The sequence below is a fragment of the Streptomyces sp. NPDC017246 genome (genome assembly GCF_044331325.1).
GTDB lineage: Bacteria > Actinomycetota > Actinomycetes > Streptomycetales > Streptomycetaceae > Streptomyces.
Genome location: NZ_JBIRMW010000001.1, coordinates 656,934 through 673,685, shown reverse-complemented (window position 1 = coordinate 673,685; position 16,752 = coordinate 656,934). Strand labels below are relative to the sequence as shown.

General features: G+C 72.7%; 14 protein-coding genes. 10 read left to right on the top strand and 4 right to left on the bottom strand.

Annotated features, from left to right (window positions below; all coding sequences use genetic code 11):
- Positions 1-23 precede the first annotated feature (23 nt).
- Both ACH4MY_RS03000 and ACH4MY_RS02995 read left to right on the top strand, forming a co-directional pair.
- Complete coding sequence (locus tag ACH4MY_RS03000) at positions 24-1,238, top strand: acetyl-CoA C-acetyltransferase (protein WP_397996626.1); 1,215 nt, start codon at positions 24-26, stop codon at positions 1,236-1,238.
- A 47-nt stretch (positions 1,239-1,285) separates the two neighbouring features.
- Positions 1,286-3,460: a 3-hydroxyacyl-CoA dehydrogenase NAD-binding domain-containing protein gene (locus tag ACH4MY_RS02995; protein ID WP_397996623.1), complete on the top strand. Its 2,175-nt coding sequence runs from the start codon at positions 1,286-1,288 to the stop codon at positions 3,458-3,460.
- 67 nt (positions 3,461-3,527) lie between these two features.
- Here the strand turns inward: ACH4MY_RS02995 and ACH4MY_RS02990 are convergent, their stop codons facing one another.
- On the bottom strand, positions 3,528-4,265 hold the full coding sequence (locus tag ACH4MY_RS02990; protein WP_397996621.1) for a MerR family transcriptional regulator: 738 nt from the start codon (positions 4,263-4,265) through the stop codon (positions 3,528-3,530).
- A gap of 295 nt (positions 4,266-4,560) precedes the next feature.
- Here ACH4MY_RS02990 and ACH4MY_RS02985 point away from each other — a divergent pair, with 295 nt between their 5' ends.
- Positions 4,561-5,079 (top strand): hypothetical protein, encoded by a 519-nt coding sequence (locus tag ACH4MY_RS02985; RefSeq protein WP_397996618.1) that lies wholly within the window; start codon positions 4,561-4,563, stop codon positions 5,077-5,079.
- Positions 5,080-5,101: 22 nt separating this feature from the next.
- On the opposite strand, the gene sph is transcribed toward ACH4MY_RS02985, so the two are convergent.
- The gene (sph, locus tag ACH4MY_RS02980) at positions 5,102-6,106 is read right to left on the bottom strand and encodes a sphingomyelin phosphodiesterase (RefSeq protein ID WP_397996615.1); all 1,005 of its coding nucleotides are present in this window, start codon (positions 6,104-6,106) and stop codon (positions 5,102-5,104) included.
- Between the two features lie 158 nt (positions 6,107-6,264).
- Here sph and ACH4MY_RS02975 point away from each other — a divergent pair, with 158 nt between their 5' ends.
- Both ACH4MY_RS02975 and ACH4MY_RS02970 read left to right on the top strand, forming a co-directional pair.
- Complete coding sequence (locus ACH4MY_RS02975; protein ID WP_397996612.1) at positions 6,265-6,750, top strand: hypothetical protein; 486 nt, start codon at positions 6,265-6,267, stop codon at positions 6,748-6,750.
- 95 nt (positions 6,751-6,845) lie between these two features.
- Positions 6,846-7,754 carry an oxygenase MpaB family protein gene (locus tag ACH4MY_RS02970; protein WP_397996609.1) on the top strand — a complete coding sequence of 303 codons (909 nt, stop codon included), beginning with the start codon at positions 6,846-6,848 and terminating at the stop codon, positions 7,752-7,754.
- A 105-nt stretch (positions 7,755-7,859) separates the two neighbouring features.
- Here ACH4MY_RS02970 and ACH4MY_RS02965 read toward each other — a convergent pair whose 3' ends face one another.
- The gene (locus tag ACH4MY_RS02965) at positions 7,860-9,425 is read right to left on the bottom strand and encodes a M1 family metallopeptidase (RefSeq protein WP_397996607.1); all 1,566 of its coding nucleotides are present in this window, start codon (positions 9,423-9,425) and stop codon (positions 7,860-7,862) included.
- A gap of 231 nt (positions 9,426-9,656) precedes the next feature.
- Here ACH4MY_RS02965 and ACH4MY_RS02960 point away from each other — a divergent pair, with 231 nt between their 5' ends.
- The 3 genes from ACH4MY_RS02960 to ACH4MY_RS02950 all read left to right on the top strand — a co-directional run bounded on the left by ACH4MY_RS02960 (position 9,657) and on the right by ACH4MY_RS02950 (position 13,466).
- Positions 9,657-11,741: a Xaa-Pro dipeptidyl-peptidase gene (locus ACH4MY_RS02960; protein ID WP_397997381.1), complete on the top strand. Its 2,085-nt coding sequence runs from the start codon at positions 9,657-9,659 to the stop codon at positions 11,739-11,741.
- Positions 11,738-13,045: a M14 family metallocarboxypeptidase gene (locus tag ACH4MY_RS02955; protein ID WP_397996604.1), complete on the top strand. Its 1,308-nt coding sequence runs from the start codon at positions 11,738-11,740 to the stop codon at positions 13,043-13,045. Before ACH4MY_RS02960 ends, ACH4MY_RS02955 begins: the two co-directional genes overlap by 4 nt.
- A gap of 127 nt (positions 13,046-13,172) precedes the next feature.
- Positions 13,173-13,466 carry a hypothetical protein gene (locus tag ACH4MY_RS02950; RefSeq protein ID WP_397996601.1) on the top strand — a complete coding sequence of 98 codons (294 nt, stop codon included), beginning with the start codon at positions 13,173-13,175 and terminating at the stop codon, positions 13,464-13,466.
- A 79-nt stretch (positions 13,467-13,545) separates the two neighbouring features.
- On the opposite strand, the gene ACH4MY_RS02945 is transcribed toward ACH4MY_RS02950, so the two are convergent.
- Positions 13,546-14,505 carry an FAD-dependent oxidoreductase gene (locus tag ACH4MY_RS02945; RefSeq protein ID WP_397996599.1) on the bottom strand — a complete coding sequence of 320 codons (960 nt, stop codon included), beginning with the start codon at positions 14,503-14,505 and terminating at the stop codon, positions 13,546-13,548.
- A 71-nt stretch (positions 14,506-14,576) separates the two neighbouring features.
- Between ACH4MY_RS02945 and ACH4MY_RS02940 the strand changes: the two genes are divergently transcribed.
- Both ACH4MY_RS02940 and ACH4MY_RS02935 read left to right on the top strand, forming a co-directional pair.
- Entirely contained in the window at positions 14,577-15,065 is a 489-nt protein-coding gene (locus tag ACH4MY_RS02940) for a hypothetical protein (protein WP_397996597.1), read from the top strand.
- Positions 15,066-15,078: 13 nt separating this feature from the next.
- Complete coding sequence (locus ACH4MY_RS02935; protein ID WP_397996594.1) at positions 15,079-16,719, top strand: ABC-F family ATP-binding cassette domain-containing protein; 1,641 nt, start codon at positions 15,079-15,081, stop codon at positions 16,717-16,719.
- Positions 16,720-16,752: the final 33 nt, after the last annotated feature.

Below are 16,752 nucleotides of genomic sequence, written 5' to 3'. Positions count from 1 at the left end.
TCATCCCTCGCGAAAGGCTTCCCGTGAGCACCGAAGCGTACGTGTACGACGCGATCCGCACCCCGCGCGGACGCGGCAAGGCCAACGGCTCCCTGCACGGCACCAAGCCCATCGACCTGGTCGTCGGCCTCATCCGGGAGATCCAGTCCCGGAACCCCGGCCTCGACCCGGCCGCCATCGACGACATCGTCCTCGGCGTCGTCGGCCCCGTCGGCGACCAGGGCTCCGACATCGCCCGGATCGCCGCCATCGCCGCCGGGCTCCCCGACACCGTCGCCGGAGTCCAGGAGAACCGCTTCTGTGCCTCGGGCCTCGAAGCGGTCAACATGGCCGCGATGAAGATCCGCTCCGGCTGGGAGGACCTCGTCCTCGCCGGCGGCGTCGAGTCCATGTCCCGGGTGCCGATGGCCTCCGACGGCGGCGCCTGGTTCGCCGACCCGATGACCAACCTGGAGACCAACTTCGTCCCGCAGGGCATCGGCGCCGACCTGATCGCCACCATCGAGGGCTTCACCCGCCGCGACGTCGACGAGTACGCCGCCCTCTCCCAGGAGCGCGCCGCGGCCGCCGTCAAGGACGGCCGCTTCGGCCGGTCGATCGTCCCCGTCAAGGACCGCGCGGGACTGACCGTCCTCGACCACGACGAGTTCCTGCGCCCCGGCACCACCGCCGACTCCCTCGCCCGGCTCAAGCCCTCCTTCGCCGACATCGGCGAACTGGGCGGCTTCGACGCCGTCGCCCTGCAGAAGTACCACTGGATCGAGGAGATCGACCACGTCCACCACGCGGGCAACTCCTCCGGCATCGTCGACGGAGCCTCCCTCGTCGCCATCGGTTCGAAGGAGGTCGGCGAGCGGTACGGGCTGACCCCGCGCGCCCGGATCGTCTCGGCCGCCGTCTCCGGCTCCGAGCCGACCATCATGCTCACGGGCCCCGCCCCCGCCGCCCGCAAGGCGCTCGCCAAGGCCGGCCTGACCATCGACGACATCGACCTGATCGAGATCAACGAGGCCTTCGCGGCCGTCGTCCTGCGCTTCGTCAAGGACATGGGCATCACGCTGGACAAGGTCAACGTCAACGGCGGCGCCATCGCGCTCGGCCACCCGCTCGGCGCCACCGGCGCGATGATCCTCGGCACCCTCGTCGACGAGCTGGAGCGGCAGGACAAGCGCTACGGCCTGGCCACCCTCTGCGTGGGCGGCGGCATGGGCATCGCCACCGTCGTCGAGCGCGTCTGACCGTCCCGTCCGAACCCCTCTTCACGGATCCACGGAGAAGCAGAGACATGAGCGAGAGCACCACCATCCGCTGGGAGCAGGACGAGACCGGGATCGTCACCCTCGTCCTCGACGACCCGAACCAGTCCGCCAACACCATGAACCAGGCCTTCCGGGCCTCGATCCTCGCGATCGCCGACCGCGTGGAGGCCGAGAAGGACTCGATCCGCGGCATCATCTACACCTCGGCGAAGAAGACCTTCTTCGCCGGCGGCGACCTCAAGGACATGGTCCAGGCGGGCCCCGAGCACGCCGAGGACATCTTCCGGGGCGCCCTGGCGATGAAGACCGCGCTGCGCCGCATCGAGACCGTCGGCAAGCCCGTCGTCGCCGCCATCAACGGCGCCGCGCTCGGCGGCGGCTACGAGATCGCCCTCGCCTCCCACCACCGCGTCGCCCTCGACGCCCCCGGTTCCAAGATCGGCCTGCCCGAGGTCACCCTCGGTCTGCTGCCGGGCGGCGGCGGCGTCACCCGTACCGTCCGTCTCATGGGCATCACCGACGCGCTGCTCAAGGTGCTCCTCCAGGGCACCCAGTACACCCCGAAGCGCGCTCTCGACAGCGGTCTCGTGCACGAGGTGGCCACGAGCCCCGAGGAGATGATGGCCAAGGCCATCGCCTTCATCGACGGCCACCCCGACTCCCGGCAGCCCTGGGACGTCCCCGGCTACCGCATCCCCGGCGGCACCCCGTCGAACCCGAAGTTCGCGGCCAACCTGCCGGCCTTCCCGGCCAATCTGCGCAAGCAGCTCAACGGCGCGCCCTACCCGGCGCCGCGCGCCATCATGGCCGCCGCCGTGGAGGGCTCCCAGGTCGACTTCGAGACCGCGGCCACCATCGAGAGCCGGTACTTCACCGAGCTGGTCGTCGGGCAGACCGCGAAGAACATGATCCAGGCGTTCTTCTTCGACCTCCAGGCCGTCAACTCCGGCGCCAGCCGCCCCAAGGGCGTCGAGGCCCGCCCGGTCCGCAAGGTCGCCGTCCTCGGCGCGGGCATGATGGGCGCCGGTATCGCGTACTCCTGCGCCCGGGCCGGCATCGAGGTCGTCCTCAAGGACGTCTCCGCCGAGTCCGCCGCGAAGGGCAAGGCGTACTCCGAGGCGCTCTGCGCCAAGGCGGTCGAGCGCGGCCGTACGACCAGGGAGAAGGCCGACGCGCTCCTCGCCCGGATCACCCCGACCTCCGACGTCCAGGACCTGGCGGGCTGCGACGCCGTCATCGAGGCGGTCTTCGAGGACACGGCGCTCAAGCACAAGGTCTTCCAGGAGATCCAGGCGGTCGTCGAGCCCGACGCGCTGCTCTGCTCCAACACCTCGACGCTGCCGATCTCCGTCCTCGCCGAGGGCGTGGAGCGCCAGGGCGACTTCATCGGCCTGCACTTCTTCTCGCCCGTCGACAAGATGCCGCTCGTCGAGATCATCAGGGGCGAGCGGACCGGAGACGAGGCGCTCGCCCGTGCCTTCGACCTGGTGCGGCAGATCAACAAGACGCCGATCGTCGTCAACGACTCGCGCGGCTTCTTCACCTCCCGGGTGATCGGCCACTTCATCAACGAGGGCGTCGCCATGGTCGGCGAGGGCATCGAGCCCGCCTCCGTCGAGCAGGCCGCCGCCCAGGCCGGATACCCCGCCAAGGTCCTCTCCCTGATGGACGAGCTGACCCTGACGCTGCCCCGCAAGATCCGCAACGAGACGAGGCGCGCGGTCGAGGAGGCCGGCGGCACCTGGGCCACCCACCCGGGCGAGGCGGTCATCGACCGCATGGTCGACGAGTTCGGCCGGCCCGGACGCAGCGGCGGCGCGGGCTTCTACGAGTACGCCGAGGACGGCAGGCGCGGAAAGCTCTGGCCCGGCCTGCGCGAGCACTTCGCCAAGCCGGGACACGAGATCCCCTTCCGCGACATGCAGGAGCGGATGCTCTTCGCCGAGGCCTTGGACACGGTCCGGCTCGTGGAGGAGGGCGTCCTGACCTCGGTCGCCGACGCCAACATCGGCTCCATCATGGGCATCGGCTTCCCGGCCTGGACCGGCGGTGTGCTCCAGTACATCAACGGTTACGAGGGCGGCGTCGCGGGCTTCGCCGCCCGGGCCCGCGAACTGGCGGAGACCTACGGCGAGCGCTTCACCCCGCCCGCCCTCCTGGTGGAGAAGGCCGAGCGGGGCGAGGTCTTCACCGACGCCTGACCGCGTGGCCGGCGCCGGACCGGTCCTCACCGAGGCCCGTCCGGCCGTGGCCGGCTTCCGGCCGGCCTCAGCGGCTCCGGAACGCCGTGCTCAGCTCCTCGCTCAGCGAGCGCTGGAAGGCGGTGAGCAGGGCCTGGACCACCATCGGCTGCATATGGGCCGAGAGCGACTTCATCGCGCTCAGGTGGTCCGGGTCCTCCCCGCTCTCCCGGTACGGGCTCCACACCTCGTCCCGGAAGAGCCGGGACAGCTCCTGGGCGGCGGCGCGCGCGTGCTCCAGGAGCACGGTGCGGGAGGCGAGGATCGTCTCGTGCTCGATGGGCACGTCCAGCAGCTCGACGCCGAGCCGCAGCAGCGCCCCGTCGAGCCGGAAGGTGTCCTCCTCGGCGGTCCGGTCGAGCACTCCCATCGCGGCCAGCCGGTCGACGTCCCGCTCGGTCAGCTCCCGCCCGGCCCGCCGCTCCAGCTCGCGGCGGGTGATGGACTCGGCGGACTCGGGCGCCCAGGAGGCGACCAGGGCCCGGTGGATCGCCAGGTCCTGCGCGCTGAGGTCGGGCGGCAGCTGCTCCAGGTAGCGCTCGATGGCGGCCAGCGTCATGCCCTGCCGTCGCAGCTCCTCGATGAGCGCGAGCCGCGACAGATGTCCCGGCCCGTAGTGGCCGACCCGCCGTGCCCCGATGACGGGTGGCGGAAGGAGCCCCCGGGTCCCGTAGAACCGCACGGTCCGCACCGTGACCCCGGCCCGCGCGGCCAGCTCGTCGACGGTGTAGCTCGGCCCGCTCTCCCCGTCGCTCCCGACGTCCATCCGAGGTGCCCCGCTTCCGCTGCCACCGACCCGCCGGTCCGGGTCGCTTGAACAGTATTGCTGTCTCACCAGCTGTGTAAAAGACCTGGGCGGAAGACCGGCGCCGTTGTCGGTGGCGGGCCGTACCGTGATCGTCGTGAACGGGACCGGTCGGCCGGTCGAGCGGGGGATACCGGTCACCGTGGACGACTTCGGCGCGTAAGGGGCGGGAGGGCGGGGGGCGGTGGGGGAGCCGGGGCCCGGGGGCTAGAGTCTGCGGCTGTTCGAACTGGGGGAACGGGAACAGGGGAGTCAGATGTACACGCAACTCAGGGAGACGGCAGCCGAATTGGCCGGAGTCCTGTGGCGGGAGCACACCGTCTACCGCGAGCGCGGCGGCGGTGTGGTGATCCGGGGCGAGCACGTGGGCCGCTGGATAAGCCTCGGTCCGACCGGGGGCAAGGACCAGGCGCTGCTGCGCGCGGGTCGGCTGCTCGACGGGGGGACGACCGCCCCGGCCCGTACCGAGGTGGTCGTCGATCTGACGGCCGGGACGGCGGAGCTCGCGGCGGTCTGCCGTCGTCTGCTCGCCGACGTCGCCGCGGTAGCCGAGCCCGCCCCGGCCCCGTCGGGACGCGGGGGGCGAGCGGGACGTACGGACGCCGCCGGGAAGCCGGAGAAGCAGAGAAAGCCGGGCCGGGCGGCGCGTGCCGCCCGGCCCGGCCGGCCCCGGAAGGAGCGGCACACGAGTCCGGGCTCGTTCGTGGTGCTGCTCTGTGTCGCCGGGGTCCTCGGTGTCTGGCTCTACAGCCTCTTCGGCGGGTACGGGTACTGACCCGCGCCCGCCGCCGTTCCGGTCAGAAGCCGGTGACGGGGTAGTGGTCCGAGAGGTTGGTGTAGGTGTACGCGGTGCCCCAGCTGGAGACCGTCCACGGGGCGCTCTGCTCCAGGACCACGTGGTTGGTCCAGCCGGCGGGGCGGGCGTGCCCGGCGCGGTGGAGGACGTAGTCGAGGTCCTCGCGCGGGTCGTCCGGGTAGCGCTCGGAGGCGATCGAGTTCAGGTCGGTGTCGAAGGAGTACGGGTGGCCGGTGCGGGCGTCGGCCCCCACCAGCCCCGCGTCGGCGAGCATCGTGGCGTACTCGGGCGTGTGGGAGTCGACGTTCATGTCGCCGGCGACGATCACCTGCTCGTTCGCCGGGATGTTCTTGGCGTCGAGGAAGGCGTCGAGTGCCTTGAACTGCCGGCTGCGCATCTGCGCCGCCTCGCCCGCCGAGCAGCCCGGGTCGGTGGACTGGGCGTGGGTGCCGAGGACGTGGACCCGGCTGCCGTTCACGTCGAGCACGGCGTAGGCGAAGCCCTTGTTCGACCACCAGTCGGCGCCGCAGGCGTCCTTGTAGACGTACTGCTCCTTGCGGACGATCGGCCACTTGCTGAGGATCGTCACTCCGCCGTCCTCGGGCGTGGTCGAGGAGTAGGACCCGCCGGTGGCGTCCCAGCCGCTCTTGCCGCGGCCGACGACCGGGGTCTGGTGCGGGTACTGCCCGGCGGCGTTCGCCTTGAGGGCGTCCGAGGCGGAGTTGTCGAAGGCCTCCTGGACGACGACGACGTCCTGCCCCTGGAAGAAGGGCGCGGCGGGGATCGCCTTGGCCCGGTGGTCCTGGCCCCAGTTCGGGTAGAGCGTCTTGGAGAAGAGGAACGTGTTGTACGTGAGCACCTTCAGCCGCGGGGCATCGGCGGTGGCCGTGGCGGGGGCGGCGGTCGCGCCCGGCGCGGTCACCGCCAGGGTGGCGGCGGCGAGCGCGAGCGAGAGGGCGGCGCCGGGGGCGCGGCGGAGCGCGGCGAACGACACGGGAACTCCCATGAGGGTGTGGGGGGTTGAGCTGGCGCCGCACATACAATCAGCCGGAGTTACCTTCCGGTAGCCTTTGGGTGCCGGGAATCTTGCGGGCCCCGCACGAACGCGCCAACTCTCACGCCAGTGTCTGATTTGTACTGTTTTGAACCAGGTAGAATGCGCGCATGACCCTCGCGAACTCACAAGTCTTCAAGACGGACCTCGGTCCGCTCAACCCCGTCTGGGCCGAGCTCATCCTCGGTCTGGTCGTCTTCGGCTTCACCTTCCTCATCCTCGCGAAGGTCATCCTGCCGAGGATCCGGCGCACCCTCGACGAGCGCGAGGACGCCATCGACGGCGGCACCGAGCGCGCCGACGACCTGCGCTCCGAGGCCACGCAGATCCGTGAGCAGTACGAGGCCGAGCTGGCCGAGGCCCGCCACGAGGCGGCCCGTATCCGCGCCAAGGCCGTCGAGGAGGGCTCGGTCGCCATCGCCGCCGCCCGCGCCGAGGGCAACGCCGAGCGCGAGTCCATCCTCGCGGCCGGTGCCCAGAAGATCGCCGCCGAGCGCGCCGCCGCCGAGCGCGAGCTCACCGCGGACGTCGACGCCTGGGCCCACGCCCTCGCCGCCCGTATCGTCGGCGAGCCGGTCGGCGCCGACCGCGCCTGATCCGTACTCCCCGGAAGGGGCCGTCACCAGGGGCCGCAGCGCCCTGGTGACGGCCCCTTCGTCGTGGGTGCAGCCTGGAGTGTGAGGAGAAGCCCATGGAACGCGTGAACCCGGTCGAGACCGGATCCTCCCGAGCCCCCGTCGACCCCACCGCCCCCGGCGACCCGGTGCCGCCGCCCGTCGGCGGGGTGCTGTGGAGCGTCGCCGGAGACGTCCGGGCGCTCCTGATGCTGCCCGCCGCCCTGACGATGCAGGTCGCCCACCCCGCGATCGGCGCCGGGGTGGACGCCCACTCCGTCTTCCGCACCGACCCCTGGGGCCGGGGGGAACGCTCCCTGCGCTCGGTCCAGCTGTGGATCTACGGCGGTGAGGACGCCGCACGGGAGGGGCGCCGCCTCAGGAAGCTGCACCGCGACATCCAGGGCACGGACGCCCACGGGCGCCGCTACCACGCCCTCGCCCCCGCCTACTACTCCTGGGTGCACGCGACCGGCTTCCCCGTCTACGCGCACGGTCTCCGCCTTCTCGCCCGCCCCCTCACCGAGGCGCAGGAGCGGCAGCTGTACGCGGAGTGGCTCCAGGTCGGCCGGATCCTCGGGATCCACGACCGGGACATGCCGCAGACGATCGAGGAGTTCTGGCCGTACTACCGGAAGGTCCTCGCGGAGGAGCTGGAGGCGACGGTCGTCGTCCGGGAGCTGCTCGACACCGAGCAGCCGGTCCCCGCGCCCGACCGGGGCCCGCTGCCGCTCCGGCTGGTCCTCCGGGTGCTCTGGCCGGTCCTGCGCCGCCCGTTCCTGCGGCTGCGGGCCTTCCTCACCGTGGGCCTGATGCCGCCGGACGCGCGAGAGGCGATCGGCCTGGAGTGGACCGACGCGCAGGAGCGGACGCTGCGCCGGTTCGGCCGGGTGGTCCGGGCCGTGGTACCCGTCCTGCCGGAGCGGCTGCGCTATCTGCCGCTGGCCCGGAAGGCACGGGAGGCCGCCCGTCGCGCCACGCGCTGACGGACGGCCCCGGGGGCACGGTTGCGGCGGCCCCGGTGGTCGTGCGGTCCGGTGTCGGTGCGGCCCCGAGACCCGTGAGTCCGCCGAGCGTGCCGCCCGTACGGCTCAGTGCCCGCCGCGGTGCTCCGTCTCGTGGACGGTGTCGGTCGCCGCGATCTTCTTCCACGACTTCGGCTGCACCGGCTTCGGCTGCGCGGCCCTCGGCGCCGCCGAGCGAGCGGACGCGGTGCCGGCGGCGGGGGCCGCGGCCGGCGCGGTCAGACCGACCGCCGCCGCCGTCGACGCGGACGGCTTCGACGGCTGGTACAGCCAGGTGTCGAAGAGCTCGGCCAGCGGCTTGCCGGAGACCTTCTCCGCGTACCGGACGAAGTCGGCGACCCGGGCGTTGCCGTAGGCGAACTGCTGCGGCCAGCCCTTCAGGACGGCGAAGAAGTCCTCGTCGCCGATCTCGTTGCGCAGCGCCTGCAGCGCCAGCGCGCCCCGGTCGTAGACGGCGATGTGGAACTGGTTGTCCGCACCCGGGTCACCCGGCTTCACCGTCCAGAACGGGTCCTCGGCCGTCCGGGTGGCGTACACGTAGTCCGCCAGCTCCTGGGCCGTGCCCTCGCCCTCCTTCTCCGACCACAGCCACTGGCTGTAGCGGGCGAAGCCCTCGTTGACCCAGATGTCCTTCCAGTCGCGGACGGACACGCTGTCGCCGTACCACTGGTGCGCCAGCTCGTGGACGACCACCGACACGTTCGCGCCGTTGGCGAACTGCCGCGGGCTGTAGAACGGACGGGTCTGCGTCTCCAGGGCGAAGCCGCTGGTCACGTTCGGCACGTACCCGCCGAGGGAGTTGAAGGGGTACGGCCCGAAGACCCCCTCCAGCCATTCGGCGACCTCGGTCGTGCGCTCGATCGAGGCGCGCGCGGCGCCGTCGTTGTCGCCGAGGTCCTTGCTGTAGGCGTTGAGGACCGGCAGTCCGTTCGCCGTGCGGTCCGTCGTGATGTCGAACTTGCCGACGGCGAGCGTCGCCAGATACGTCGCCTGCGGCTTGTTGGAGCGCCAGTTGAAGCGGGTCCAGCCGAGGCGGGAGGACTGCGACTGCAGCACACCGTTGCTGATGGCCTGCGTGCCGTCCGGCACCGAGACGGAGACGTCGAAGGTGGCCTTGTCGAGCGGGTGGTCGTTGGACGGGAACCACCAGACGGCCGAGTCCGGCTCCTGCGCGGCGACGCCGCCGTCGGGGGTGCGGGCCCAGGCCGACCAGCCGTCGATCTTCACCTCGGAGGGCTTGCCCGCGTAGCGGACGACGATCGAGATCGCCTTGCTCTTCTCCAGCGGGACGGCCGGGGTGACCTCCAGCTCGTGGGCACCCGATGTGGCGAACTTCGCGAGGCGGCCGTTGACGCGGACCTCACTGACCTTCAGACCGAGGTCGAGGTTGAAGCGGGACAGGTTCTGCCTGGCGGTGGCGACGATCGTCGCCGTGCCCTCCAGCAGGTCGGTGGCGGGCTCGTACTTCAGGCGCAGGTCGTAGTGGGAGACGTCGTAGCCGCCGTTGCCACTGGTCGGGTAGTAGGAGTCGCCGATGCCCGGGGCCCCAGGGGTGAAGTCGGCCGCCGATGCCGGGATCGCCAGCAGCAGGGAGGCCGCGAGGGCGCTCGGAACGATGATTCTGCGGTGCACAGGTGCTCCCCAAGTCATAAGAAACGTAAGACGCGCGGGTGGTCGTCGGTCCTTAGTCCGGACACTATTCAGCGCCCCGACGGACCGTCACGTCCAGAGGACCCGCTGTCACACGATCGCCATTCGGCCGACATGAACCCCTCCACCCCCGGAATCACCCTGAATCCCCCCTGATTGCCTCCGGCACTCTTTTGCACGGGAGTTGACCGGGGTACGTTCCCGCCCATGCCGATGCGAACGCGGAGAACCCGCGGAGCCCGACTGCCGTACGGAACCCTCGTGGCCGCGGCCACCGCCGCCCTGCTCGCGACCCTGGTGACGCCCGCCGGCGCGCGGCCGGAGCCCGCCGCGCCTTCCGGACCCGCCGTGTCGTCCGCGCTGTCCGGACCGGCCGCGCCCGCCGCGTCCTCCGTACGTGAGTCCCGGCCCGTGTACGCGTACGCCGACGCGATCCGCGAGTCCGTCTGGGTCGACACCGGCCTCGACGGCGACGGCGACGGGCGCGCGGACCGGGTCGCCGTCGACATCGTCCGCCCCCGGGAGACCGCGGCTGCGGGCCGCAGGATCCCGGTCGTCATGGACGCCAGCCCGTACTACGCCTGCTGCGGCCGGGGCAACGAGAGCCAGAAGAAGACCTACGACAGCGACGGAAACCCCGTCCGGTTCCCGCTCTTCTACGACAACTTCTTCGTCCCGCGCGGCTACGCCTTCGTCGCCGTCGACCTCGCCGGCACCAACCGCTCCGACGGCTGCGACGACGTCGGCGGACGCTCCGACGTCCAGTCGGCCAAGGCCGTCGTCGACTGGCTCAACGGCCGCGCACGCGGCTACACCTCCCGTACGGGGGACGCCCGGGCCCGCGCCACCACCTGGAGCACCGGCAACGTCGGCATGATCGGCAAGAGCTGGGACGGCACCATCGCCAACGGCGTCGCCGCCACCGGCGTGGAAGGGCTGAAAACGATCGTTCCGATCGGTGCCATCTCCTCCTGGTACGACTACTTCCACTCCCAGGGCGCCCCTCTCTACAACGCCAACCCGAGCTGGCTCTCCGAGTACGTCAACAGCCCCGAGGCGCAGGCCCGCTGCTCCGCCGTCCAGGACCGCATCACCGCCGGCACCCCGTACAGCGGCGACCGGACCGCCTCCTGGACCGAGCGCGACCACGTACGGAACGCCGGCAAGGTGAAGGCCAGCGTCTTCGTCGTGCACGGCCAGCAGGACCTCAACGTGCGCGCCAACCAGTTCGGCCAGTGGTGGGACGCGCTCGCCGCGCACGGCGTCGAGCGGAAGATCTGGCTCTCCCAGACCGGCCACGTCGACCCCTTCGACTTCCGGCGCGCCGAGTGGGTCCGCACCCTGCACCGCTGGTTCGACCACTACCTCCTCGGTTACGAGAACGGCATCGACCGCGAGCCGGTCGCCGACATCGAGCGTGCCCCGGACCGCTGGACCACCGACCGGCAGTGGCCGCCGCGCACCACCGCGAGCACCACGCTGCGCCCCGCCCCCGGCACCGCGCCCGCCCCCGGCGTCCTCGGCCGCGCCCCCGCCGCTCCCGGCTCCGGCGCGACGTTCACCGACGACCCGGGGCTCGGCGAACTCGACTGGGCCGCCCGGATCGACAGCGCGACCCCCGAGAAGGCCGGGTTCGTCACCCGCCCGCTCTCCCGGGAGCTGCGGATCTCCGGCTCCTCCAAGGTGACGGTCACCGCCACCCCGAGCACCTCCACCGCGCACCTCTCCGCCGTCCTCGTCGACCTAGGACCCGACACCATCCGCGACTACGGCGCCGAGGGCGAGGGCATCACCACCCTCACCGACCGCACCTGCTGGGGCGCGAGCACTCCCGGTGACAGCGCCTGCTTCAAGGAGACCGAGGCCCGCACGGCGGCCGTCGGACACACGGTCGTCAGCCGGGGCTGGGCCGATCTCGGCACCTGGGCCGACCCGGGCGCGGAGCGCCCGCTGACCCCCGGCAGGGCGTACACGATGACCCTGGACCTCGCCGCCACCGACCATGTCGTCCCCGCCGGACACCGGCTCGCCCTGATCGTCGGCGGCACCGACAAGGACCTGCTCGATCCTCCGTCGAGCACCCCGACCCTGACCCTCGACCTCACCCGTACCTGGGCGAAGGTGCCGCTGGTCGGCGGCGCCACGGCCTTCGGCCGTGCCACGTCCGGGCCGTACCCGGCCGTGCCCTCGGCCCCGGCCGCCGCCCCGTACCCGAGTGGAGCCGTACCGCCCGCCGCCGTCACCGGTCAGCGTCTCCCCGGAGCCGGAGCCGGAGCCGGAGCCGGAGCCGCCCGATGACCGCCCGTACCGCGCCGCGCGGCCGGCGCCGCACGCTGGCCCTCGTGGCGGGCGCGGCGGCCCTCGCCCTGCCGCTCGTCACCGTCCCCGCCAAGGCGGCGGACAGCGCGCCCGTGCAGCCGCTCCCGCGCACCGGGTTCGAGACGAGCCTGGGCGCCCGGTGGACCACCGAGTCCGAGGAGCGGGACTTCCTCGCCGCCGTCGACCGGGCCAGCGCCCGGGTGTCGCTGCGGGGGATCGGCACCACCGCGCAGGGCCGTCCGCTCCGGCTCGCCACCCTCGGCACGGGCCGCACCACCGTGCTGCTCGTCTGCAGCCAGCACGGTGACGAGCCCGCGGGCCGCGAGGCCTGTCTGAGCACGGTGCGCGACCTCGCGTACGCGCAGGACCGGGAGACCCGGCGGTTCCTCGCGCGAACGACCCTCCTCGTCGTGCCCACCGCCAACCCCGACGGCCGGGAGGCCGACACCCGGGGCAACGCCGACGGGGTCGACATCAACCGGGACCACATCGCGCTGCGGACCGCGGAGGCGCGGGCGGTCGCCGCCGTCATCCGCGACCGGCACCCCGAACTCGTCTACGACCTGCACGAATACGGTGCCACCCCCCGGTACTACGACAAGGACCTGCTCGCCCTCTGGCCGCGCAGCCTCGACGCCGACCCGCACGTCCACGAGGAGTCCAGGACGCTCTCCGAGGGGTTCGTCCGGCCCGCCGCCGGACTCGCCGGATACAGCAGCGGTATCTACGGCATCTGGACCGACCCCCTCACCGGCAGGCCGCTCAAACAGGTCGCGGGGGACGGCCAGGAGCGGATCCTGCGGAACACGGCGGGGATCAAGCACTCCGTGGGGCTGCTCGTCGAGACCCGGGTGGACGCGTTCGACGAGGCCGAGCAGAACGATCCCGCACGCAATCACCGGCGTCGGGTCGCCACCCAGCACGCGGCCCTGGAAGGCGCCTTCGCCTATGTCGAGAAGCGGCGCGGGCCGCTCACGGCGGTCACCTCCGCCGCCCGGCGCGCCGGATTCGCCGACCGGGGACCGGTCTTCCTCGGCGGCGCCGACAACGACCCGGCGGAACCGGCGGAGATCATCGCCGACCCGCCGTGCGGCTACCGGCTGGGCGCCGCGCAGTACGCCGAGGCCGGCGACGAACTCGCCCTGCACGGCGTCACCGTCCGGCCGGAGGCTGCGGGGGTGTTCGTCCCGATGAGCCAGTCGCGGCGCGCGCTGGTCCCGCTGCTCCTGGATGCGCGTGCCACCTATCACCTCGTCAGTGGGAGTCCTGTGGAGGTGTGTTGACGATCACGTGCCGCGGGGCCGCGATGGCGTGAATCCAACGTTTGCCGAGGTAAAGTTACCGCCTGGTACTGACCATGCCTCGAACAGGTCCCCACGGCCTGGAAGTTGGAGAAACACCATGCGTTCCATGAAGATCGCCCGTCGTGCCCTGACGGCGGCGCTCGCCACGACGCTGCTCGCCGGCGGCGTCCTGCTCGGCCAGACGGTGACCGCGGAGCCCGCGGCCGCCGGCACCATCACCTGCAACGTCAGCCAGCTGAAGAGCGAGGCCCGCAAGGAGCGCGACCGCGCCGCGAAGCTCAAGCACCTCGGCGCCACGACGGAGGCCCGCAAGGCCCTCGCCCGCGCCAACGCCCTGGAGACGCGCGCCCGCCAGTGCGAGGACGCGGACAACAACAGCAAGCCGCCGCTCTGGAAGTAGCGACGCGAGCGGGGCGGGTGCGATCCGAAAGGACCGCACCCGCCCCGCGGTCGTTCGCACCGGCGCGGCCCCGGTCGTCTCAGCCGCCCTCCACCAGCTCCGCCGCCCTCGCCGCACAGCCCCAGGACACCGTCACCCCCGCGCCCCCGTGCCCGTAGTGGTGCACCAGACGCCCGCCGCCCGGCAGCGGCACCGCCTCGATCCGGACCCCGCCCACCCGCGCCGGGCGCAGACCCACCCGGTGCCCGAGCACCCGCGCCCCCGCGATCTCCGGCCGCACCCGCGCGCAGCGCGCCACGATCGCCGCCGCCGTCGCCGGATCGGGTACGAGCCGCTCGTCCCCCTCCTCGGCCGTCCCGCCGAGGACGAGCCGCCCCGGCTGGGGGAAGAAGTACGTCGTCTCGCTCGACCCGGCGTCCGCCGAGGTGAACCACTCCTCGATCCCCGGGTTCTCCACCAGCACCAACTGCCCCCGCACCGGACGCACTCCGGGATCCGGCGCGAGTTCCCGCGCCGCCGCCCCGGTGCAGTCGACGACCACCCGTGCCTCGGCCGCCGCCTCCCCGAAGCCGCCGACCGCCCGCCGCTCGAATTCCCCGCCCGCCGCCTCGAACCGGTCCCGCAGCCACTCCAGATGGACCGGCATGTCGATCAGCGGCAACCGTGCGGCCAGACCCACCTCGTACGGCCCCGGCACCTCCCCGGGCGGCAGCTGCCGCAGGCCCGGCACCTCCCGTGCCCAGGAGCCGAGACCGTCCAGAACCGTGTCCGCGTGGACCCCGGCCACCCAGCGCACCCCCGTCCGGTCCGGATCGGCGGCCAATTCCTCGTACACCCGCAGCGAGGCCAGTGCCCAGGCGCCCGCGTCGGCCTCCGGCTCGATCCGGTACGGCCACCACAGCGCCCCGGCCACCGCCGAGGTCGTCGCCGCCACCTCGTCCCGCGACCAGATCCGTACCCGCAGCCCCCGCTCCGCGAGCGTCACCGCGGTCGTCAGACCCACGACCCCGCCACCCACCACGATCACGTCGCTCTCCATGCCCGGGACCGTACCGGGACCGGGACATTTCCGGGACGGCCCGGCCACGCGAGCGGGGAAGAATCGATGGCATGCGCGGCGCCTGCACGACCCTCGAACTCGCCCCCGCCACCCGTGCGGACGGCGTCCCCCACGTGAGCTCCACCAGCCCCCGGCACGACCTTGTCGACCTCCTGGTCGACGGCAGGCCGCTGCGCCGGCTGCTCGACGAGGTGGACGGCGTCGACACGGTCTCGCCCCTGGCGGCCGACCTCCCGCCCGTCCTCCGCGCCGACCACGTCGAGCGGCTCCTCGGCCTCGGCCCCGGGCCCGAGGAGGGCCGCCGGGTGATCTACGCGTGCCCCGACTGCGACGAACCCGGCTGCGGCGCGGTCACCGCCCTCGTCGGACGCGACGGCGAGGACATCGTGTGGCGCGACTTCGCCTGGCAGACCGGGCCCACCGCCGACCTCGCGCGCGAGGGCTATCCCGGCGTCGGCCCGTACCGCTTCCACGGCGCCGCCTACCGGTCCGTGCTGCTGCGGCTCCTCGAATCCTCGGCGTGTCGCTCCGTCGCCTAGGATTCGTTCCCTGATGACTGCAACCCTCGTCGCCAAGGACCTCGCCGCCGGCCACGGCGCACGCACCCTCTTCGCCGAGCTCGACCTCGTCGTCGCCCCCGGCGACGTGATCGGCCTCGTCGGCGTCAACGGAGCCGGCAAGTCGACCCTGCTGCGGCTGCTCGCCGGGATCGACACCCCCGAGGAGGGCGAGCTCCGGCTCTCCCCGCCCACCGCCGCCGTCGGACATCTCCCGCAGGAGCCGGAGCGGCGCACGGGGGAGACCGTGCGGGAGTTCCTCGCCCGGCGCACCGGCGTCGCCGCCGCCCAGACCGCGATGGACGAGGCCACCCAGGGCCTCGTCGACGGCACGCCCGGCGCCGACGACGCCTACGCCACCACACTGGAGCGCTGGCTGAACCTCGGCGGCGCCGACCTCGACGAGCGCGCCGAGGAGGTCGCCGACTCCCTCGGGCTCACCGTCGGCCTCGACCAGCCGATGACCTCGCTCTCCGGCGGCCAGGCCGCCCGCGCCGGTCTCGCCTCGCTCCTGCTCTCCCGCTACGACGTCTTCCTGCTCGACGAGCCCACCAACGACCTCGACCTCGAGGGCCTGGAGCGCCTCGAGGCCTTCGTGAAGGGGCTGCGCGCCGGGACGGTCGTCATCAGCCACGACCGCGAATTCCTCACCCGTACCGTCACCAAGGTCCTCGAACTCGATCTCGCCCAGCAGCAGATCACCCTGTACGGCGGCGGTTACGAGGCGTATCTGGAGGAGCGGGACACCGCCAGGCGCCACGCGCGCGAGGACTTCGACGAGTACGCGGGCAAGAAGGCGGCCCTCGAAGCGCGCGGCCACATGCAGCGGTCCTGGATGGACAAGGGCGTCAAGAACGCCCGCCGCAAGTCCACGGACAGCGACAAGCTCGGACGCAACGCGCGCAGCGAGGCCAGTGAGAAGCAGGCCGCGAAGGCCCGGCAGACGCAGCGCATGATCGAACGCCTCGACGTCGTCGACGAGCCCCGCAAGGAGTGGGAGCTGCGGATGGAGATCGCGGCCGCACCGCGTTCCGGCTCGGTCGTCGCGACCCTGCGCGACGCCGAGGTGCGCCGCGGTGACTTCTCCTTCGGGCCCGTCACCCTCCAGATCGACTGGGCCGACCGGGTCGCCGTCACCGGGGCCAACGGCGCCGGGAAGTCGACCCTGCTCGCCGCCCTCCTCGGCCGGCTGCCGCTGGACTCCGGCGACGCCTTCCTCGGCTCGGGCGTCGTCGTCGGCGAGGTCGACCAGGCCCGCAAGCTCTTCCACGGCACGGAGACGCTCCTGGAGGCGTTCTGCGCGGCCGTGCCCGAGACCGAGCCCGCCGAGGTCCGCACCCTGCTCGCCAAGTTCGGCCTCAAGGCCGTCCATGTGATGCGGCCCGCCACCACCCTCTCCCCGGGCGAGCGGACCCGCGCCGCACTCGCCCTGCTCCAGGGCCGGGGCGTGAACCTGCTCGTCCTCGACGAGCCGACCAACCACCTGGACCTGCCCGCGATCGAGCAGCTGGAATCCGCGCTCGACTCGTACACCGGCACGCTGCTGCTCGTCACCCACGACCGGCGGATGCTCGACGCGGTCCGCACCACCCGGCGCGTCGAGGTCGCCGACGGCAAGGTCACGGAACTCCGATGAAGGTCCCGCGCGGCGGCCGGTGGCCGCGGTGAC

Coding starts and splice junctions, on each gene's coding strand:
- ACH4MY_RS02995 (WP_397996623.1), top strand. CDS start 1,286: ATGAGCGAGAGCACCACCATCCGCTGGGAGCAGGACGAGACCGGGATC.
- ACH4MY_RS02990 (WP_397996621.1), bottom strand. CDS start 4,265: ATGGACGTCGGGAGCGACGGGGAGAGCGGGCCGAGCTACACCGTCGAC.
- ACH4MY_RS02985 (WP_397996618.1), top strand. CDS start 4,561: ATGTACACGCAACTCAGGGAGACGGCAGCCGAATTGGCCGGAGTCCTG.
- sph (WP_397996615.1), bottom strand. CDS start 6,106: ATGGGAGTTCCCGTGTCGTTCGCCGCGCTCCGCCGCGCCCCCGGCGCC.
- ACH4MY_RS02975 (WP_397996612.1), top strand. CDS start 6,265: ATGACCCTCGCGAACTCACAAGTCTTCAAGACGGACCTCGGTCCGCTC.
- ACH4MY_RS02970 (WP_397996609.1), top strand. CDS start 6,846: ATGGAACGCGTGAACCCGGTCGAGACCGGATCCTCCCGAGCCCCCGTC.
- ACH4MY_RS02960 (WP_397997381.1), top strand. CDS start 9,657: ATGCGAACGCGGAGAACCCGCGGAGCCCGACTGCCGTACGGAACCCTC.
- ACH4MY_RS02955 (WP_397996604.1), top strand. CDS start 11,738: ATGACCGCCCGTACCGCGCCGCGCGGCCGGCGCCGCACGCTGGCCCTC.
- ACH4MY_RS02950 (WP_397996601.1), top strand. CDS start 13,173: ATGAAGATCGCCCGTCGTGCCCTGACGGCGGCGCTCGCCACGACGCTG.
- ACH4MY_RS02945 (WP_397996599.1), bottom strand. CDS start 14,505: ATGGAGAGCGACGTGATCGTGGTGGGTGGCGGGGTCGTGGGTCTGACG.
- ACH4MY_RS02940 (WP_397996597.1), top strand. CDS start 14,577: ATGCGCGGCGCCTGCACGACCCTCGAACTCGCCCCCGCCACCCGTGCG.
- ACH4MY_RS02935 (WP_397996594.1), top strand. CDS start 15,079: ATGACTGCAACCCTCGTCGCCAAGGACCTCGCCGCCGGCCACGGCGCA.